19 protein-coding genes are annotated in these 16,834 nt (G+C 68.1%); 8 read left to right on the forward strand and 11 right to left on the reverse strand.

Translation table 11 applies throughout. From position 1 onward, the window contains the following. Window positions 1-71 precede the first annotated feature (71 nt). From B5X82_RS02300 to B5X82_RS02310, 3 genes are read left to right on the forward strand one after another with little or no spacing between them, the layout of a single operon-like run. Window positions 72-404 carry a cupin domain-containing protein gene (locus B5X82_RS02300; RefSeq protein ID WP_079646406.1) on the forward strand — a complete coding sequence of 111 codons (333 nt, stop codon included), beginning with the start codon at window positions 72-74 and terminating at the stop codon, window positions 402-404. Continuing rightward, on the forward strand, window positions 401-955 hold the full coding sequence (locus B5X82_RS02305) for a DUF922 domain-containing protein (protein ID WP_079646407.1): 555 nt from the start codon (window positions 401-403) through the stop codon (window positions 953-955). The genes B5X82_RS02300 and B5X82_RS02305 overlap by 4 nt, the downstream gene beginning before the upstream one ends. Next, window positions 952-1,656 (forward strand): NAD-dependent deacylase, encoded by a 705-nt coding sequence (locus B5X82_RS02310; RefSeq protein WP_079646408.1) that lies wholly within the window; start codon window positions 952-954, stop codon window positions 1,654-1,656. Before B5X82_RS02305 ends, B5X82_RS02310 begins: the two co-directional genes overlap by 4 nt. A gap of 153 nt (window positions 1,657-1,809) precedes the next feature. Here the strand turns inward: B5X82_RS02310 and era are convergent, their stop codons facing one another. Next, window positions 1,810-2,703: a GTPase Era gene (gene era / locus B5X82_RS02315; RefSeq protein WP_079646409.1), complete on the reverse strand. Its 894-nt coding sequence runs from the start codon at window positions 2,701-2,703 to the stop codon at window positions 1,810-1,812. Next, on the reverse strand, window positions 2,700-3,368 hold the full coding sequence (gene rnc, locus B5X82_RS02320; RefSeq protein WP_176152443.1) for a ribonuclease III: 669 nt from the start codon (window positions 3,366-3,368) through the stop codon (window positions 2,700-2,702). Before rnc ends, era begins: the two co-directional genes overlap by 4 nt. A gap of 62 nt (window positions 3,369-3,430) precedes the next feature. Here rnc and B5X82_RS02325 point away from each other — a divergent pair, with 62 nt between their 5' ends. After that, complete coding sequence (locus tag B5X82_RS02325) at window positions 3,431-3,607, forward strand: DUF4169 family protein (RefSeq protein WP_079646411.1); 177 nt, start codon at window positions 3,431-3,433, stop codon at window positions 3,605-3,607. 24 nt (window positions 3,608-3,631) lie between these two features. Here the strand turns inward: B5X82_RS02325 and B5X82_RS02330 are convergent, their stop codons facing one another. The 8 genes from B5X82_RS02330 to B5X82_RS02365 all read right to left on the reverse strand — a co-directional run bounded on the left by B5X82_RS02330 (window position 3,632) and on the right by B5X82_RS02365 (window position 11,549). Continuing rightward, complete coding sequence (locus tag B5X82_RS02330; RefSeq protein WP_079646412.1) at window positions 3,632-3,910, reverse strand: hypothetical protein; 279 nt, start codon at window positions 3,908-3,910, stop codon at window positions 3,632-3,634. 58 nt (window positions 3,911-3,968) lie between these two features. After that, the gene (locus tag B5X82_RS02335) at window positions 3,969-4,340 is read right to left on the reverse strand and encodes a flagellar export chaperone FliS (RefSeq protein ID WP_235862574.1); all 372 of its coding nucleotides are present in this window, start codon (window positions 4,338-4,340) and stop codon (window positions 3,969-3,971) included. A gap of 49 nt (window positions 4,341-4,389) precedes the next feature. After that, entirely contained in the window at window positions 4,390-6,021 is a 1,632-nt protein-coding gene (gene fliD / locus B5X82_RS02340; RefSeq protein ID WP_079646414.1) for a flagellar filament capping protein FliD, read from the reverse strand. A gap of 112 nt (window positions 6,022-6,133) precedes the next feature. After that, window positions 6,134-7,273 carry a flagellar type III secretion system protein FlhB gene (flhB, locus tag B5X82_RS02345; RefSeq protein WP_079646415.1) on the reverse strand — a complete coding sequence of 380 codons (1,140 nt, stop codon included), beginning with the start codon at window positions 7,271-7,273 and terminating at the stop codon, window positions 6,134-6,136. Window positions 7,274-7,276: 3 nt separating this feature from the next. Beyond that, window positions 7,277-8,059 (reverse strand): flagellar biosynthetic protein FliR, encoded by a 783-nt coding sequence (gene fliR, locus B5X82_RS02350; RefSeq protein WP_011951066.1) that lies wholly within the window; start codon window positions 8,057-8,059, stop codon window positions 7,277-7,279. Window positions 8,060-8,069: 10 nt separating this feature from the next. Continuing rightward, window positions 8,070-8,351 carry a flagellar biosynthesis protein FliQ gene (gene fliQ, locus B5X82_RS02355; RefSeq protein ID WP_011951067.1) on the reverse strand — a complete coding sequence of 94 codons (282 nt, stop codon included), beginning with the start codon at window positions 8,349-8,351 and terminating at the stop codon, window positions 8,070-8,072. A gap of 12 nt (window positions 8,352-8,363) precedes the next feature. Next, window positions 8,364-9,155, reverse strand: coding sequence for a flagellar type III secretion system pore protein FliP (gene fliP / locus B5X82_RS02360; protein ID WP_051743687.1), 792 nt, complete (start codon window positions 9,153-9,155; stop codon window positions 8,364-8,366). A gap of 225 nt (window positions 9,156-9,380) precedes the next feature. Next, window positions 9,381-11,549 carry a primosomal protein N' gene (locus B5X82_RS02365; RefSeq protein WP_079646416.1) on the reverse strand — a complete coding sequence of 723 codons (2,169 nt, stop codon included), beginning with the start codon at window positions 11,547-11,549 and terminating at the stop codon, window positions 9,381-9,383. A 156-nt stretch (window positions 11,550-11,705) separates the two neighbouring features. On the opposite strand from B5X82_RS02365, the gene fsa reads away from it, so the two are divergent. Genes fsa through B5X82_RS02385 form a run of 4 tightly spaced genes read left to right on the forward strand, consistent with a single transcriptional unit; the run spans window position 11,706 to window position 14,243 of the window. Then, the gene (gene fsa, locus B5X82_RS02370; protein WP_047166300.1) at window positions 11,706-12,359 is read left to right on the forward strand and encodes a fructose-6-phosphate aldolase; all 654 of its coding nucleotides are present in this window, start codon (window positions 11,706-11,708) and stop codon (window positions 12,357-12,359) included. 50 nt (window positions 12,360-12,409) lie between these two features. Then, complete coding sequence (locus B5X82_RS02375; protein WP_079646417.1) at window positions 12,410-12,712, forward strand: hypothetical protein; 303 nt, start codon at window positions 12,410-12,412, stop codon at window positions 12,710-12,712. Window positions 12,713-12,771: 59 nt separating this feature from the next. Continuing rightward, window positions 12,772-13,332, forward strand: a complete 561-nt coding sequence (locus B5X82_RS02380) for a DUF484 family protein (RefSeq protein ID WP_011951072.1) — start codon at window positions 12,772-12,774, stop codon at window positions 13,330-13,332. Continuing rightward, the gene (locus B5X82_RS02385; protein WP_079646418.1) at window positions 13,317-14,243 is read left to right on the forward strand and encodes a tyrosine recombinase XerC; all 927 of its coding nucleotides are present in this window, start codon (window positions 13,317-13,319) and stop codon (window positions 14,241-14,243) included. Before B5X82_RS02380 ends, B5X82_RS02385 begins: the two co-directional genes overlap by 16 nt. A 15-nt stretch (window positions 14,244-14,258) precedes the next feature. Here B5X82_RS02385 and B5X82_RS02390 read toward each other — a convergent pair whose 3' ends face one another. After that, window positions 14,259-16,826 carry a calcium-binding protein gene (locus B5X82_RS02390; protein ID WP_079646419.1) on the reverse strand — a complete coding sequence of 856 codons (2,568 nt, stop codon included), beginning with the start codon at window positions 16,824-16,826 and terminating at the stop codon, window positions 14,259-14,261. Between the last annotated feature and the right edge of the window lie 8 nt (window positions 16,827-16,834).

Consider the following 16,834-nt stretch of genomic DNA (forward strand, 5'->3'; position numbering starts at 1 on the left):
CATGCGATAGCCGCTGGCATTGCGGCGGCGGCCATGCTCAAACGGGCGGGTCGGAGGGAAAGGAGGCTCGCATGGTTCCGTCGGACTGGATGTTCTCGCTCGAATCGGCACTGGCCACGCTGCCCGAGGGGCCGGACGGCCGCTTCGCCTATCCGATCCGCCACGGCTCGATGAGGGTCGGCGTCTATGCCCCGCTCGGCATCGACGAACAGGCACCGCACGAACAGGACGAGCTCTACATCATCGCCTCGGGCACCGGCACCTTCACCAAGAACGGCGAGCGAAGGCCGTTCAAGCCGGGCGACGCGATCTTCGTCGAGGCGCATGCGCTCCATCGCTTCGAGGATTTCAGCGACGACTTCGCGACCTGGGTGATCTTCTGGGGGCCGAAGGGCGGCGAATGATCCTGTCGCTCGGGTTGGCCCTCACCGTGGCGACGAGCGCCGAGGTTCCCGCATCGTCGCCCTTCGCGGGCATGCCCAATCTCACCTTCCGCTATTATGAGGTCGAGGGCCGCACCCCGGCCGAAATCTACGCTTCGATGCGTGCGCGGGCGCCGCAGAAGGGCGATGGCGTCGCGCATACCGCCTGGCACATACGGGCAGGATGGCGCCAGATGCGGCGCGGCGGCGACTGTCGGGTCGCCGATCCGACCACCAGCCTGTCAATCATCGTCGTCCTGCCGCGCCTGGCCACCACCGATGGGGTGACGCCGGAAGGGTGGGCCTTCTGGGAGCGGACGATGCGCGGGCTGGAGATCCACGAGGCGGGCCATGCGCGGATCGCGATCGACCATCGCAACGATTTCGTGAAGGCGGCGGCGAAGGCGAGCTGCGGATCGATCAAGGACGTGGCGAAGCGGACCCAGGAGCGGATCGAGGAAATCCAGGAGGACTATGACCGCCGGACACGGCATGGGCTGACGCAGATTCCACGGCCGGGAGAGGCGCCATGACCGACATCCGCAACATCGTCGTCCTGACCGGCGCCGGCATCTCCGCCGAAAGCGGGCTCAACACCTTCCGCGGGCCGGGCGGTCTGTGGGAGGGGCATCGGGTCGAGGACATCTGCACGCCCGAGGCGCTGGCGCGCAACCGGGCGCTGGTGCTCGACTTCTACGACCAGCGGCGCGCGGCGCTGGCGACGGTCGAGCCGAATGCCGGGCACCGCGCGCTCGCGCGGCTCGATCGCGAATGGAAGGGCGGGCTGCTGATCGTCACCCAGAATGTCGACGACCTGCACGAGCGCGCCGGCGCGAAGCGGATGCTGCACATGCATGGCGAGCTGATGTCGGCCTTCTGCGAGCATTGCGGCCATCGCCAGCGCTTCGGCGGGGCGATGCTCGACGGGACGCACTGCGGCGGCTGCGGCGCGGCCGATACGCTGCGCCCCGACATCGTCTTCTTCGGCGAGATGCCCTACGAGATGGACCGGATCGACGCGGCGCTGGGCGAGGCCGACCTGTTCGTGTCGATCGGAACCTCGGGCGCGGTCTACCCGGCGGCGGGCTATGTCCAGCAGGCGCGCCACGCCGGGATCGAGACGCTCGAACTTAACCTGGAACCCTCGGCGGGGAGCTATTTCTTCCACGAGACCCGGCTGGGTCCGGCGAGCGAGCTGGTGCCGGCCTGGGTGGAGGAGGTGTTGGGAAAGTAGCTCCCCTCCTGCAAGGAAGGGACCGGGGGTGGGTCGCGAGCGCAGCGAGCGCCTACGATCGTTCCGCAGAACTCCGCCAAGGGGCATCGAGCCCCTTGGCTCCGTACCCCACCCTTACATCCCTCCCCTGAAGGGGAGGGAGATATTTTGGCGTCAATCCACCCAGTCGAGGCCGATCTCGCGGTAGAGGCCGCGGTCCTCGCCCCATTTCTCGGCGACCTTGACGTGGAGGAACAGGTGGACCTTGCGTTCGAGCAGCGTCTCCAGCTCGGCGCGGGCGCGCGAGCCGATCTCTTTCAGGCGGGCGCCGCGCTTGCCGAGCACGATCGCCTTCTGGGTGTCGCGCGCGACCAGGATCTGCTGGTGGATCGCGACCGATCCGTCGCGCCGCTCTTCATATTTCTCGGTCTCGATCGCCGAATCATAGGGCAGTTCGGCGTGGAGCTGGAGGTAGAGCTGCTCGCGCGTCACCTCGGCGGCGAGCATCCGGTCGGTGGCGTCGGAAACCTGCTCCTCGGGGAAGTGCCACGGCCCCTCGGGCACCCGATCGGCCAGTGCCTGGCGCAGGTCGGCGACGCCGTCGCCGGTCGCGGCGGAGACCATGAAGATCGCCTCGGGGCTGAGCTTCTCCTGCAGGCGCACGGCCAGTTCGAGCAGGCTTTCCTTCGAGCAGATGTCGACCTTGTTGAGCACCACCAGCTTGGGCTCGCGCCGCTGGGCGAGCGTGTCGAGCAACTCGCCGATGCGGTGGGTGATGCCGGTCTTGGCGTCGATCACGAAGGCGATCAGGTCGGCGTCCTGCGCGCCGCCCCAGGCGGCGGCGACCATCGCCCGGTCGAGCCGGCGGCGCGGGGCGAAGATGCCCGGGGTATCGACCAGCAATATCTGGCTCTCCCCCGCGATCGCGACGCCGATCAGCCGAGTGCGCGTGGTCTGCGCCTTGGGGCTGACGATCGCGACCTTCTGGCCGACCAGGGCGTTGACGAGGGTGGACTTGCCAGCATTGGGGGCACCGACGACGGCGACGAAGCCGCAGCGTTCGGTCATGACAATTTCTCCAGAAGCGCCTTGGCGGCGGCGGTTTCGGCTTCCTGCTTCGAGCTGCCCTCGGCACTCGCCTCGTCCCGGCCGGGGATGGCGACGGTGACGGTGAAGCGCGGCGCGTGGTGCGGGCCGCTGCGGTTGCCCATGGTGTAGACGGGCGGCTTGCAGCGATGGGCGGCGGCCCATTCCTGCAGCGCGGACTTGGGATGCTTGGGCGCCTGCGCCTGGCCGGTGGCGCGATCGTCCCAGGCGCGGCGGACGAAGGTCTGCGCGGCGTCGAGCCCGCCTTCGAGGTAGAGCGCGCCGATCAGCGCCTCGACCACGTCGCCGAGCACATTGTCGCTCTGCACCGCGCCGTCGTCGCGCGCCTGCTTGCCGAGCTTCATGTGCGTCGCGACCCCGATCGCACGGCCGACGTCGGCGCAGGTCTCGCGGCTGACGATCGCGTTGAGGCGGCGCGACAGCTTGCCCTCGGGCTCGTCCGGGAAAAGCTCGAACAGCCAGGCACCCGCGACCAGGCCGAGCACCCGGTCGCCGAGGAATTCGAGGCGTTCATAATGGTTCGGGCCATAGCTGCCATGGGTCAGCGCGCGCTCGAACAGGGCAAGGTCGCGCGGTTCGTGGCCGAGCGTGTCGGCGATCCAGGCGCGAAGGGCGGTTTCGTTCATCGCGCGCGCCTTAGCCGATCGCGGGGATTGCGTCACCTCCGCCCGTGCGGCAGGGTGAAGGGATGGGTGACGTGGTCAATCTCAACAAGGCGCGCAAGGCCAGGGCGCGGTCCGACGCGAAGGCGACGGCCGAGACCAATCGCGCGAAATTCGGCCGCACCAAAGCGGAGAAGGAGCGCGACCGGATCGAGAAGGCGCGCGCCGACAAGCTGGTCGATGGCGCGAAGCTGGAGGATTGAGGGCAGTCCCGGCGTGACGGGGAATCAGCGCGCCAGCATCATCATGGTGGCAAGGCCGGCGGCGCTGCCGCCCCACAGCAGCAGCGCGGTGCCGAGGAAGCGGATCAGCGCGCGGCGGCGGGCGACGGGATCGAGGATGTAGCCGTCCGCTGTTCGCTCGGCGAGCATCTGCTGGAGCGCATGGGCGGGCGAGGGCACGTGCTCGGCGACGATGTCGGCCGAGAAGGCGACGACCTTGCCGCGCACCCGGCGTTCCCGGAAGGGTGCGGCGTCGGCATCGGGCTTGTGCTTGAACAGGGCCATGGTCGTCTCCAGTCGGCCGCATGATGCGGCCGAAGGCGTTAACGAAAGCCTAAGGGCTTCAGCCGATCGCTTCCCAGGCCTCGACGATCTCGGCCAGGTAGGAGCGGGCGCGGTCGACCAGCTCGGGCTGGTTGTCGCGGCCGCCGAGCCGTACCAGCCGGCGCGCCTCGCGGTAGATCTTCGCGAGGTTGACCGCGATCTCGCCGCCGTTGCGATAGTCGAGGCTGGTTTCGAGCGCGAGCAGGATGTTCGAGGCGCGTGCCTGCTTGTCGATCGCCTTGGCGGTCATGCCGGCGCGCTGGGCGGCGGTCATGATCTCGAGCGCCTTCATCAGCTCCTCGAACAGGATGCCGATCAGCCGGTGGGGCGAGGCGCCCTCGACGCGGCTGTCCACGTCGACCGTCTGATAACGGAGCTTCGCCCCATTCATCGGGCTGCCATAACCGTGGCTCATATACATAGGGATTCGGCCTCTTCGTTTAGCTGCTGCTGTCGTTGGTCCAGAGCTTGATCTGCTGGCTCAGATAGCTCTGCGTCGAGGAGAAGGCGGACAGCGCGCCCTGCATGCGGGTATATTGGGCGGTGAGCTGGGCGCGGTAGGCGGTGTCGCGCGCGGCCAGCTTGTCCTTGTCGTCGGCGATCGACTTCTTCTCGTTGTCGAGCCGGGTCTGCGAGGCCGTGAGCTGGCCCGACGAGGCGGTCAGCTCGTTCTTGATCGCGTCGAGCGCGCCCTGCAGGCCGAGGTCGATCGTGATCGTCGCGCTGGCGACCGGGCCGAGCACGTCGAACGCCAGGCCGGCCGCCGCCGACGTGAAGGACGCCTGGACGCCGGTGGCGCCGAGCGGCAGCGTATAGCCCCCGTCGAGGGTCGCTTGCGCGGTGGTGCCGGCGACGCCCGGCGTGGCGTTGGTGACGGTGTAGACGCCGCCCTTCACCTGGCCGACCGCGTTGGTGATCTGGATCAGCGGATTGTCGCTGCGCTGGCCGGGGTTGAACATCGCCTCGACCGCGGCCGGGTTGCTCGCCATCACCGAGGAGAGCTTGGCGCTGTCGAGCGAGAGCGTGCCGTCGCGGTTGGTCGACACGCCGATCTCGGCCAGTGTCGTCGGGCTGCCGTCGCTCGAATAGGTGAGCCGGGTAGAGGTGAGCGCGCCGAGCTTGGTGACGAGCGCGCGGATGCCGGCGTCGCTGCGCAGCGATCCTTCGGTGCCGGTCATCGAAGTGAGCGTCGCCTTCATCTCGTTATAGGCGGCGACGAAGTCGCTCACCGCCTGCTTGATCGAATCGACCGGCTGGCTCGACCCGATCGACACCGTCGTGCCGGGCGAGGCCGAGACGAGGTCGATCTTCACGCCTGGGATGACGTCGCTGAAGCTGTTGCTCGCCTTGTTGACGGTGACGCCGTCGACGATGATCTGCGCGTCCTGCGCCTCCTGCTGGAGCGTCAGGCCGGTGACGGCGTCGGGATCGTAGGTGGCGGGATCGAAGGCGAAGCGATCGAGCTCGCCGGCGGTACCGCTCGTCACCTTGAGCGAGAAGGCGTTCGCCTCGCCGGTCGCGCCCTTCACCACCAGGCGCGCGCCGGTCGAGTCGGTGACGATGCTGGCGGAGACGCCGAGGCCGCTGTCCTTGATCGCCTGGGCGAGCCCGGCGAGCGAGTTGTTGGCGGAGGTGATCGTGATCGTCTTGGTCTTGTCGCCGACGGTCAGCTCCATCGTGCCGAGGCCGACCGGGCTGGCCGCGCCGGGCAGGGCGGCGGCGGTCAGCGTCTGGGCGCTGGCGATCCGCTCGACCTTGATCGTCGAGGACAGGCCGCTGAGCCGCGAGCCGGCGACCGCGCTGACGTTGACGATCGAGCTGTTCGAGCTGGTGGGCTGGGTGAACAGCGATCCGCCCGAGATCAGCGAGGAGAGCGACGAGGAGAAGGTGGTGATCGAATTGACCGCATTGGCGAGGTCGGAGATCTTCGCGGTGTTCGCGGTCTCGCGGGCGGTCAGCGCCTTGGTCTTGTTGGCGATCGCGGCGGTGGCGAGCTGGTCGACCAGCGAGCTCGTGTCGATGCTCGACGCGCCGAGCGCGGTCAGGATGGACGAACCGACAGACGTGACCATGGACTTCTCACCACCTCGCTGCTGCCGGTAACGGCGCATTCGGCGAGGGGTTTAGCCGGCCAACTCCTTTTAATTTCCTAACGGCGGCTAACCAACTTCTGTCCAGCGCTCGTCATCCCGCCCGCCGGCCGTCCTCGTCGAACCGGGCCCCCTGGGGCACGTCGACCTCGGGCTGGGCGATGCCTTCGGCCATGGCGCGGTCGAGGTTGAAGACGAAGGCGAGGATCGCCGCGACTGCGATGAACAGGTCCTCGCGGATCACCTGGCCCGACCGGCTGGTATAATAGATCGCGCGGGTGAGTTGGGGATAATGCAGCATCGGAACGCTGTTCTCGGTCGCCAGCTCGCGGATCGCCTGCGCCGTCGCGCCGCGTCCGCGCGCCAGCACGACGGGCGCGGTGTCGAAGCCGGGGCGGTAGCGCAGCGCCACCGCGAAATGGGTCGGGTTGGTCAGCACCACCGTCGCCTCGACCACCGCCTTGCGCGCCGATCCCATGGCGGCGGCCATCTGCTTCTGGCGGATCGCGGCCTTGAGCTCGGGCGAGCCTTCGGTCTGCTTCGACTCCTCCTTGATCTCCTGCTTCGACATGCGCAGCCGCTTGCCGCGCTGGAACATCTGCATCGGTACGTCGGCGCCCGCCACGACCGCGAGCGCCAGGGTCATCACCAGGATCGCGAAGACGAAGGTCGAGCCGAGGCTGTCGAGCGCGGTCCGCAGGTCCTGCTGTCCCATCGTCACGATCGCGGCGATCCGGTCCATCAGCAGCCAGTAGCCGACCGCGCCGAGCGCCAGGATCTTGAGCAGCGACTTGCCGAGCTCGATCAGCCCCTGCATGCCGAAGATACGCTTGAGCCCCGCCATCGGGTTGAGCTTGCTCGCCTTGAAGCCGAGCGCCGACCAGCGGAAGCCGAGCGACCCCAGCATGGCGGGGGCGGCGATCGCGGCGGCCAGGGTCAGCGCGAACAGCAGCACCAGCGGCAATGCCACCGTCGCGACCATCGCCAGCGCGGCCGAAAGCGGATCGAAATTCTCGATCGCGCCGGCATCGAAGGACAAGGCGTTGGACAGCATCCGCTTGAGCGCCGCCATCGCCCAGGGACCGGCGATCGCGATCCAGCCGGCGCCGACGATCATCACCAGCGCCGTGCCCAGCTCGCGCGACTGGAGGACGTCGCCCTTCTCGGCGGCGTCCTGCCGCCGTTTCGGGGTTGGGGCTTCTGTCTTTTCGTCGTCCTCGGGACCCTCGGCCATCGCCTATCTCCCGAGCGCGAGCAGCCGCGCTTCGGCGAGGCCGCGCTGGATCGCGGCGGTGATGCCGTCGGCCATCACCGGGGCGGCGATCGCCAGCAGGACGAGGCCGGCCATCAGCGTCGCGGGCAGGCCGACCGAGAAGATGTTCATCTGCGGCGCAGATCGCGCCAGCATCGCCATGACGAGCTGGACGAGGATCAGCGCGAAGCCGACCGGCAGGGCGATGGCGAGGCCGGCGGCGAACAGGTCGCCGCCGAACAGCGCCAGCCCCTGGATGCTGCGCGCGCCGAGCCAGGCCTCGCCGGGCGGCAGCGCGCGATAGCTCTCGACGATGATCGCGGCGAGCTGGAGATGGCCGCCGGTCGCCAGGAACAGGAAAGTCGCGAGCAGCGACAGATATTGGCTGACCGCCGGGGAGGGCGATCCGGTCGCCGGGTCCATCATGCCCGCGAAGCCGAGGCCCATCGCGTTGCCGATCACCTCGCCCGCGACCAGCGCGGCGGAGAAGCCGATCTGCACCGCGAAGCCCAGCGCGAGCCCGGCGAGTATCTCCCCCGCGACGAGCAGGAAGCCCTCGATCGTCACGATCCCGCCGACCGGCATCACGAAGGGGGTGTTGGCCAGCGCCGGGATGCCGATCGCCAGCGCCACGACGGCGCGAAGCTGCATCGGCACCTGCGGCGCGCCGAACACCGGCGCCGCGATGAACGCCGCGCCCGGCCGGATCATCGCGATCATCCAAAGCCAGAGCTGGGTTTCGATCCCCGCCAGGCCCTGGGGTATCATGGGAGCGCCATCATCGGAGCATGTCCGGGATGCGGGCGAATATCTCGCGCGTGAAGTCGGCGAGCAGCATCAGGATCGCCCCGCCGAACAGCGCCAGCGCGATGCCGACGACGATCAGCTTGGGGACGAAGCTCAACGTCTGCTCGTTGATCGAGGTCGCCGCCTGGATCATGCCCAGGATGATCCCCGCGACCAGCGCCGGGATCAGGATCGGCGCCGACGCGAGCGCGAGGATCCACATCGCCTGCTGGGCGATGCCGATGAAATAGTCGGGGCTGCCGGCGCTATCCATGGACGGGCCGGCTCATGTCGCGAAACTCGCCGCGAGCGAGCCCATCGTCAGCGCCCATCCGTCGACGAGGACGAACAGCAGCAGCTTGAACGGCATCGATATGATCGCCGGCGACAGCATCATCATGCCGAGCGACATCAAGGTCGACGCCACCACCAGGTCTATGATCAGGAAGGGCAGGAAGATCAGGAAGCCGATCTGGAAGGCGGTCTTGAGCTCGCTGGTGACGAAGGCGGGCAGCAGGATCGAGAAGGGTATGTCGGCCGGCCGCGCGAATTTCGGCGCCTTGGCGAGGTCGGCGAACAGCTTGAGGTCGGTCTGGCGGGTCTGGAGGACCATGAAGCGATGGAGCACCGCGCCGCTGCGGGTGATCGCCTCCTCGATCGTGATCTGCCCGGCGCCATAGGGCTTGAAGGCGTCGGCGTTGATCTGGTCGATCGACGGCCGCATCACGAACAGCGACAGGAACATGGCGAGGCCGACCAGCACCTGGTTCGGCGGGGTCTGTTGCAGGCCGAGCGCCTGGCGCAGCAGCGACAGGACGATGATGATGCGGGTGAAGCTCGACATCATCAGCACCAGCGACGGCAGCACCGTCAGCAGGCTCATCAGCACCAGGATCTGGAGCGACAGCGACAGCGGCCGGCCGTCGCCCGCGATCGTCGTCATCGCCCGGTCGAGCGCGCCGGTCTGCGCCGGGCCCGCGGTCGAGGCCAGCGCCGGATCGGCGATCAGCAGGGCGGACAGGAGAAGCGCGGCGACGGCGAGAATCGATCGGATCGTCGGGCGGCGCGGGGCTGTCATGCACGGCGTTTCAGCACTTGGGCAGGGTAACTTCAAGCGCCTTCCTTTCCCCATCCGCGTCATGCCAGCCCCTCGACTGCCTGCAAGGCAGGCGCTCGGGATAAACTTCAGCCAAAGACTGAAGGCTGGCATCCATGTCTGTCTTCTCCCCGACGGCCATCTGGCCGATGAGAGACATGGACCCCTGCCTTCGCAGGGGTGACGGGCTGTTTACGACGAACGCGTTTACAAGAAGCTATACGGATCGACATCGACCGCGACGCGGACGCCGCGCGGCCATTGCAACGGGCCGAGCCAGTCGCGGATCACCTGCTGGACGTCGAGCGAGCGGCGGGCGTGGACGAGCAGGCGTTGTCGGTGGCGGCCGCGCAGCATGGCGAGCGGGGCGGGGGCGGGGCCGTAGACGTGCATCCCCTCGACGGCCGGGGCGGTCCTGCCGATCAGCCGCGCGGTGGTCGCCGCCTCCTCGAGCTTCTCGGCGGAGATGATGATCGCGGCATAGCGGCCGAAGGGCGGCGCTTCGGCGATCTTCCTCGCTTCGGTCTCGGCGTCGTAAAAGCTCTGCGCGTCGCCCGAGAGCAGCGCCTGGATCACCGGTGCCTTGGGCGCATGGGTCTGGATATAGACATGGCCGGGCTTGGCGCCGCGCCCGGCGCGCCCGGCGACCTGGGCGATCTGCTGGAAGCTGCGCTCGGCCGCGCGCAGGTCGCCGCCCGACAGGCCGAGATCGGCGTCGATCACCCCGACCAGCGTCAGCTCGGGGAAATGATAGCCCTTGGTGACGAGCTGGGTGCCGACTACGACGTCGATGTCGCCCGCCTCCATCCGCTCGACGAACTCGGCGGCGCGGGCGGGGGTGGAGAGCGTGTCGGAGGTGGCGATCGCCACCCGCGCGTCGGGGAACAGCGCGGCCACCTCGTCCGCGATCCGCTCGACGCCGGGGCCGCAGGCGACCAGGCTGTCCTCGTCCTTGCACTCTGGGCATTCGGCGGGGGGCGCCATGCTGTGTCCGCAATGGTGGCATTGCAGCCGGCCGAGCAGCCGGTGCTCGACCATCCAGGCGGTGCAGTTGGGACATTGGAAGCGGTGACCGCAGGTGCGGCATAGCGTCAACGGCGCATAGCCGCGCCGGTTGAGGAAGAGCAGGCTCTGCTCCTTCTTCTCCAGCCGGTCGGCCAGCGCGCGCACCAGCGTCGGCGCGATCCAGCGGCCGCGCGGCGGTGGATCGGCGAGCAGGTCGATCGCCTCGATCTCCGGCATCTCGGCGGCGCCGTGGCGTGCGGTGAGCTTCAGTTCGGTGTAGCGGCCGATCGCCGCCTGCTGGCGCGTCTCGATCGCCGGCGTCGCCGAGGCGAGCACGATCGGGATCTCCTCCAGCTTGGCGCGCATCACCGCGACGTCGCGCGCATGGTAGAGGACGCCGTCCTCCTGCTTGAAGCTGGTCTCGTGCGCTTCGTCGACGATGATCAGGCCGAGGTCGCGATAGGGCAGGAACAGCGCCGATCGCGCGCCGACGACGACCTTCGCCTCGCCATGGACGATGCCGCGCCAGGCGCGCCGCCGCTGCGACTGGCGCAGCTCGCTGTGCCAGGCGACCGGCAAATGGCCGAAGCGGGCCTCGAAACGCTTGAGGAAAGGCTCGGTCAGCGCGATCTCGGGCAGCAGCACCAGCGTCTGCCGGCCGGCGCGCAGCGCTTCGGCGATCGCCTCGAAATAGACCTCGGTCTTGCCCGATCCGGTGACGCCGTCGAGCAGGAAGGGCTGGAAGCGCTTCGCCGCGACCGCGTCGGCGAGCATGCCGGCGGCAAGCTGCTGCTCTTCCGACAGGTCGACGGCGCTATGGCCGGGATCGGGGGGCGGCCAGGGCGTGTCGATCGACACCGTCACCGCCTCGATCGCGCCCGATTTGACGAGGCCGCGGATCACCCCCTCCGACACGTCGGCGATCGTCGCCAGTTCGCGGATCAGGCCCTGGCGCTGGCCGATCCGGTCGAGCGCCTGCTCGCGCTGCGGGGTCATCCGGCCGGGCCGCTCGCCGGTCGCGCGATATTCGATGATCGTCCGCGCGCCATCGAGCGCGCTCGACGAAGGCAGCGCCATCCGCAGCACCGCGGCAGGCGGAGCGAGATAATAGTCGGAGGTCCACTCGATCAGCCGGCGTAAGGGGGCCGCGAGCGGCGGGACGTCGTAGACGTCGAGCAACGGGCGCAGCCGGTTGTCTCCGACCTGATCGGCCGAGGGCAGCGTCTCCTCCTCCCACACCACGCCGACCATCTGCCGAGGCCCGAGCGGCGCGAGCACGATGCTGCCCGGCTCGACGACATGTTCGCGGTCGGCGCGATAGTCGAGCGGCCCGAGGGCGGGGTTGAGCAGGAGGACATGGGCGCGGGCCATCCGCCCGTGCTTAGGGGGCGCTTTCCGGCATCGCAATGCCACCCCCGTCGAAGCGGTGGATAACCTGCCCGGCCGGCGGTTCCGAGCCTAGGCGAGGGGCCCTGCGGCCGCTATAGGCAGCGCCAACCAGATATGCAGCCGGAAGGGCCTTCCTACATGAAATTCTTCGTCGACACCGCGGACACTGCCGACATTGCCGAAATGGCGGCGACCGGCCTGCTCGATGGCGTGACCACCAACCCCTCGCTGATCGCCAAGTCGGGCAAGCAGTTCGTCGACGTGATCGCCGAGATCTGCAAGATCGTGCCCGGCCCGGTGTCGGCCGAGGTCGTCGCGCTCGACCATGCGACGATGATGAAGGAGGCCGAAGTCCTCCGCAAGATCGCCGACAATGTCTGCATCAAGGTGCCGCTGACGATCGACGGGCTCAAGACCTGCAAGGCGCTGTCGGACGACGGCACGATGGTCAACGTCACGCTCTGCTTCTCTGCCAACCAGGCGCTGCTGGCGGGCAAGGCGGGCGCGGCGTTCATCTCGCCCTTCGTCGGTCGCCATGACGACGTCGGCTTCGACGGCATGGGCCTGATCGCCGACATCCGCCAGATCTACGACAATTATGATTTCGGAACCGAGATCCTGGTCGCCAGCGTCCGCCACCCGATCCACATCCTCGAATCGGCGAAGATCGGTGCCGACGTGATGACCGCGCCGCCGGCCGTGATCCGCGCGCTGTTCAACCATCCGCTGACCGACAAGGGCATCCAGGGCTTCATGGCCGACTGGGCCAAGACGGGGCAGAGCATCCTCTGATCCCGCTGGCGCTGCTGCTGGCCGCCGAGGCGCCGGCAGCGGCGCCGACGATGCCTTCGACCTTGGGCACCGCGATCGAGACGGCCACCGGCTGCCCGCGCGGCCGATCGGGCGAGATCGTGGTGTGCCGGCGCGGCAATGCGTCGGAACGCTACCGCATCCCCGAGGCCTTGCGCCCCGACGGCTTCGACTTCCACCAGCAGGACGTCGACGGCGTATCGCGCGAGCGGCATCGCCTGATGGAAGGCGGGGAAGGCGGGATCGGCTCCTGCTCGCCGTCGGGAGCGGCGGGCGCCAGCGGCTGCCTGGCCCAGAAATTCCGGGCGTGGGAGCAGCAGAAGGCGGGCCACTGAGCTTCATCTCCCCGACAATCCCCCATTGAGTGTTAACCAATGCAGGGTAAACTGCCTGCATGGGAAGCGTGATCGACTTCGAAGGCGGCGCCATGGCCTCGCTCAAGCGGCGGATGGCCGAGGTCGAGGAGGCCAATCAGGACCTCATCGCCTTCGCGCGCGGTCATTCAGGCGCGGTCTCGTCGATCCATGCCGCGGTGCTCGCCGCGACCGAGTCGGACGGGCTCGATCATCTTATCCATATTGTCACCCAGGTCTGGCCCGATATGCTCGGCCTCGACGCGGTGTCGGTCGCGCTGTTCGTCGGCGACCAGGGGCTGCGTGCCGATGCGTCGGGGATGCAGTTCGTCGAGCGGCGGATCATCGAGCGGTCGATCGTCGACATCGAAGGCGTGGTGATGCGCAGCGTCGAGCGCGGCCACCCGCTGTTCGGCCCGGCCTCCGAACTGATCCGCGCCGAGGCGCTGATCCGGCTGTCGGCCGAGGCGCCGCTGCCCGGCGGGGTGCTCGCACTTGGCCAGCGCCGCCCGATGGGCTTCGACACCCGCGCCGGTTCCGAATTGCTGGGCTTCCTCGGCGCGATGCTTTCGCGCATGATAGGACGGTGGTTGCTGCCCTAACTTTAGACGATCATCCCGCCCGCGACATCGCCGTGGCGTGGGCCGATCATCTCCGCCGCGACCGGCGCCGGTCCGAGCATACCGTCCGCGCCTATCTCGCCACCGCGCACCGCCTGATCGCCTTTCTCGGCCGGCATCGCGGCGCGGCGGTCGACGGCGTGCTGCTGGCGCGGCTCGATCGTGGCGACTTGCGCGGCTATCTGGCCGAGCGGCGCGGCGAGGGGCTGTCCAACGTCTCGACCGCGCGCGAGCTGTCGGCGGTCCGCAATTTCCTCGACTATGTCGCCGAGCGCGAGGGCACGGCCAAGCCGGTCAAGGTGAAGGGGCCGCGCATCAAGAAGGGCGTGCCGCGCCCGGTCGCGCCGGACGACATCGGCGCGATCGCCGAGGACGCGGCCGAGTCCGCCGCCGAGCCGTGGATCGCCGCGCGCGACGAGGCGGTACTGCTACTGCTCTACGGCGCTGGGTTGCGCATCGGCGAGGCGATGGCGCTGACCGGCGACATCCTGCCGCTGGGCGACACGCTCAGCGTCACGGGCAAGCGCGCCAAGACCCGCATCGTGCCGATGCTGGCGCCGGTGCGCGAGGCGATCGAGCGCTATGTCGCGCTCAGCCCCTATGGTGCGGCACCGGGCGAGATATTGTTCCGTGGCGCGCGAGGCGGGCCGCTCGCGCCCGAGCTGATCCGCCGCGCGATGCGCGCCGCGCGGGTCCGGCTGGGGCTGGGCGAGCGGACCACGCCCCACGCGCTGCGCCACAGCTTCGCGACCCATCTGCTTGGCCGGGGGGCCGACCTGCGCTCGCTCCAGGAACTGCTCGGCCATGCCAGCCTGTCGTCGACCCAGGTCTATACCGGCGTCGACGCCGCGCATCTGATGGACATCTACCGCAACGCCCATCCGCGAGCGTAGATTTCAAGGCGGTCGTCAGATGAAATCTTGAATGCCGATCGCCACGGGATCGCCGAAGTCCTGCAATGTGATCGCCTCGAGCGGGGAGGAGGGGCCGAGATCGTAGAATAGCACCGTATCGCCGCCAACCCGGAAGGCGACGATATCGGTGCTGCCCTGCGTGCCGAGCATCTGTTGGGCCGAGGCTGCCGCGGTCGCAAAGTCAGCGGAGGCGGCGCCCTGCAGAACGGCGCGGGGAATACCAAAGGCCAGGTCGATGAGATCGGTCCCATCGGTGAAATCGGTGATCCTGTCGGTCAGAAAAGCAAGTGAGCCGCTATTCGCGAAGGATGCGTCGCCGCCGGCGAAGACGAAGATGTCGACATCCGCTCCGCCCGTCAGGACGTCGATGCCGGAGCCACCCCCCAGCCGATCCTGGCCGAGATCTCCGGATAGGATGTCATTGCCGCCGCTGCCGAACAGGCTGTCGTCGTCCTGCCCGCCGCGGAGCGAATCGTTTCCGTCGCCGCCATAGATCGTGTCGTTGCCACGATTCCCGTTGACGGTATCATTGCCCGTCTCGCCCCGAATGGTGTCGTTGTCGGCGCCGCCCATGATCCGATCAGACCCAGCGCCGCCGCTGAGTTCGTCGTTGCCGGCATTGCCCTGGAGATAGTCGGAGCCATCGCCAGCCATGATCGTGTCCGCGCCGTCGGCCCCGCCGTCGGCGGATTGGCCATAGAGATGATCGTTGCCGCCTAACGCGCTGATGAAGTCGGCGCCTGCGCCGCCCGAAAGGATGTTGTGCCCATTGCCGCCATTGACCGCATCGGCCCCGTCGGTGCCGACGATCGTGTCGTTGCCGTTGCCGGCGTTGATCGACGCGCCGCTGCCGCCGGGTCCGGTTGGACCGGCGATCAACTTGTCGGCGCCATCGGTCAGATTAGCGGTGGCGAGATATTCGGCGTTGACGATGGTTGTCGTGCCGATCGTGACTGTGCTTCCGGTGCCCAGGGCGCGCAGATCAGCGATGATTGGTCCGGGTGCCCCCTGGTCGAAGATAAGGTGGAGACTGTCGGTGCCGCTGCCACCATCGACCTTGTCGCCATAACCGACCTGGATGACGTCGTCGCCATTGCCGCCGTTCAGCGTGTCGATCGCGGTGTCGCCCGTCGAACTGCTGTAGCCATAGCCTTTGAGCGTATCGTTGCCGTCGCCGCCGTTGAGGAGGTCGCGGCCATCGCCGCCCAGCAAAGCATCGTTGCCCGCACCGCCCTGGACGGTGTCGTCGCCGGCGTCGCCTTCGAGGCGGTCATTGCCTTCACCGCCGTCGAGACTGTCGATGCCGTCGCCGCCATTCAGGTCGTCATCGCCACCGCCGCCGACCAACGTGTCGTTGTTGCCTTCACCTCGAAGGACATCGGTTGCGCCGCCGCCGGTCAGCAGGTCATCGCCCCTCCCGCCATATTGGTAGGATCCTTGGGAACCGGCATAGATCCTGTCGTTGCCGTCGCCGCCCTCCAGCCGATCGAGCGGTATCGGAAAGGATGTCGGCGAGGGATCATGGCCGTTCAGGCCGTAGATGACGTCATCGCCGTTGCCGCCATAGATCGAGTCGATCTGATCGGTGCCGGTCAATGTGTCGTTGCCGTCCAGCCCTTCGAGGGTAACGCCGCTCGTACCGGGCGTCACAGGACCGGCAGTCACATTATCGGCAAAGTCGGTGAGCTGGATCGAGTCGATATATTCGACATTGGCGATGGTTACGCCCGCGATCGTGGCAGTGCCGCTCGCCAGGGGACGGAAGTCTGCGGTAATCCCTGTGGTTGCGCCGTCGTGAAAATAGAGGCTGAGCGTGTCCGTTCCGCTGCCGCCGTCGACGGAATCGCCCAAGCCGGCGTAAAGGCGGTCATTGCCGGCACCGCCGAGCAACGTGTCGCCTGGATCGGCCAAGTTGTCGAAGGATTCGCCCAGGCCGTTGAGCCGATCGTCGCCATCGCCGCCATCGATCAGGTCGCGGCCGCGACCACCGCCGACATAGTCGTCGTCGGCGCCACCCCGGAGCGTGTCGTTGCCATCATGGCCCTGCAGCGTGTCATTGCCGTTGCCGCCCTCGAGCACGTCCTCGGAGCTGGTGTCCTCGCCATTCAGGCGCGCCGTGTCGCCGGAGATCTCGTCATTGCCGTCGCCGCCATAGACCGTGTCGCGACCCGCCCCGGCCTGTATGTTGTCATCACCGGCTTCACCATAGAGGAGATCGTCGCCCTCGCTTGAAGAGATCAGGTCGTTACCGCTGCCGCCATAGACCGTGTCATTGCCACGCTGCGTGTGAATGGAATCGTCGCCGCCATCGCCATATACCAGGTCGGCCCCAGTGCCCGCCGGGCCGGTACCCAGGAAGATGGTGTCGTTGCCTTCGCCGCCATGAACGGTGTTGTCCCCGTCGCCGCCGTCGAGGATATCGTTGCCAGCATCTCCGAAGATTAGATCGGCACTTCCCTTGGTGACGATGAAGTCGTCGCCATCGAAGCCATGCACTTCATAAGAGGTCTCATCCGTCGGGAAGATATTATCATTGCCGGACGTACCGTTGATGGTTGCCACTCGATCGC

This window comes from Rhizorhabdus histidinilytica, from assembly GCF_900167915.1.
GTDB lineage: Bacteria > Pseudomonadota > Alphaproteobacteria > Sphingomonadales > Sphingomonadaceae > Rhizorhabdus > Rhizorhabdus histidinilytica.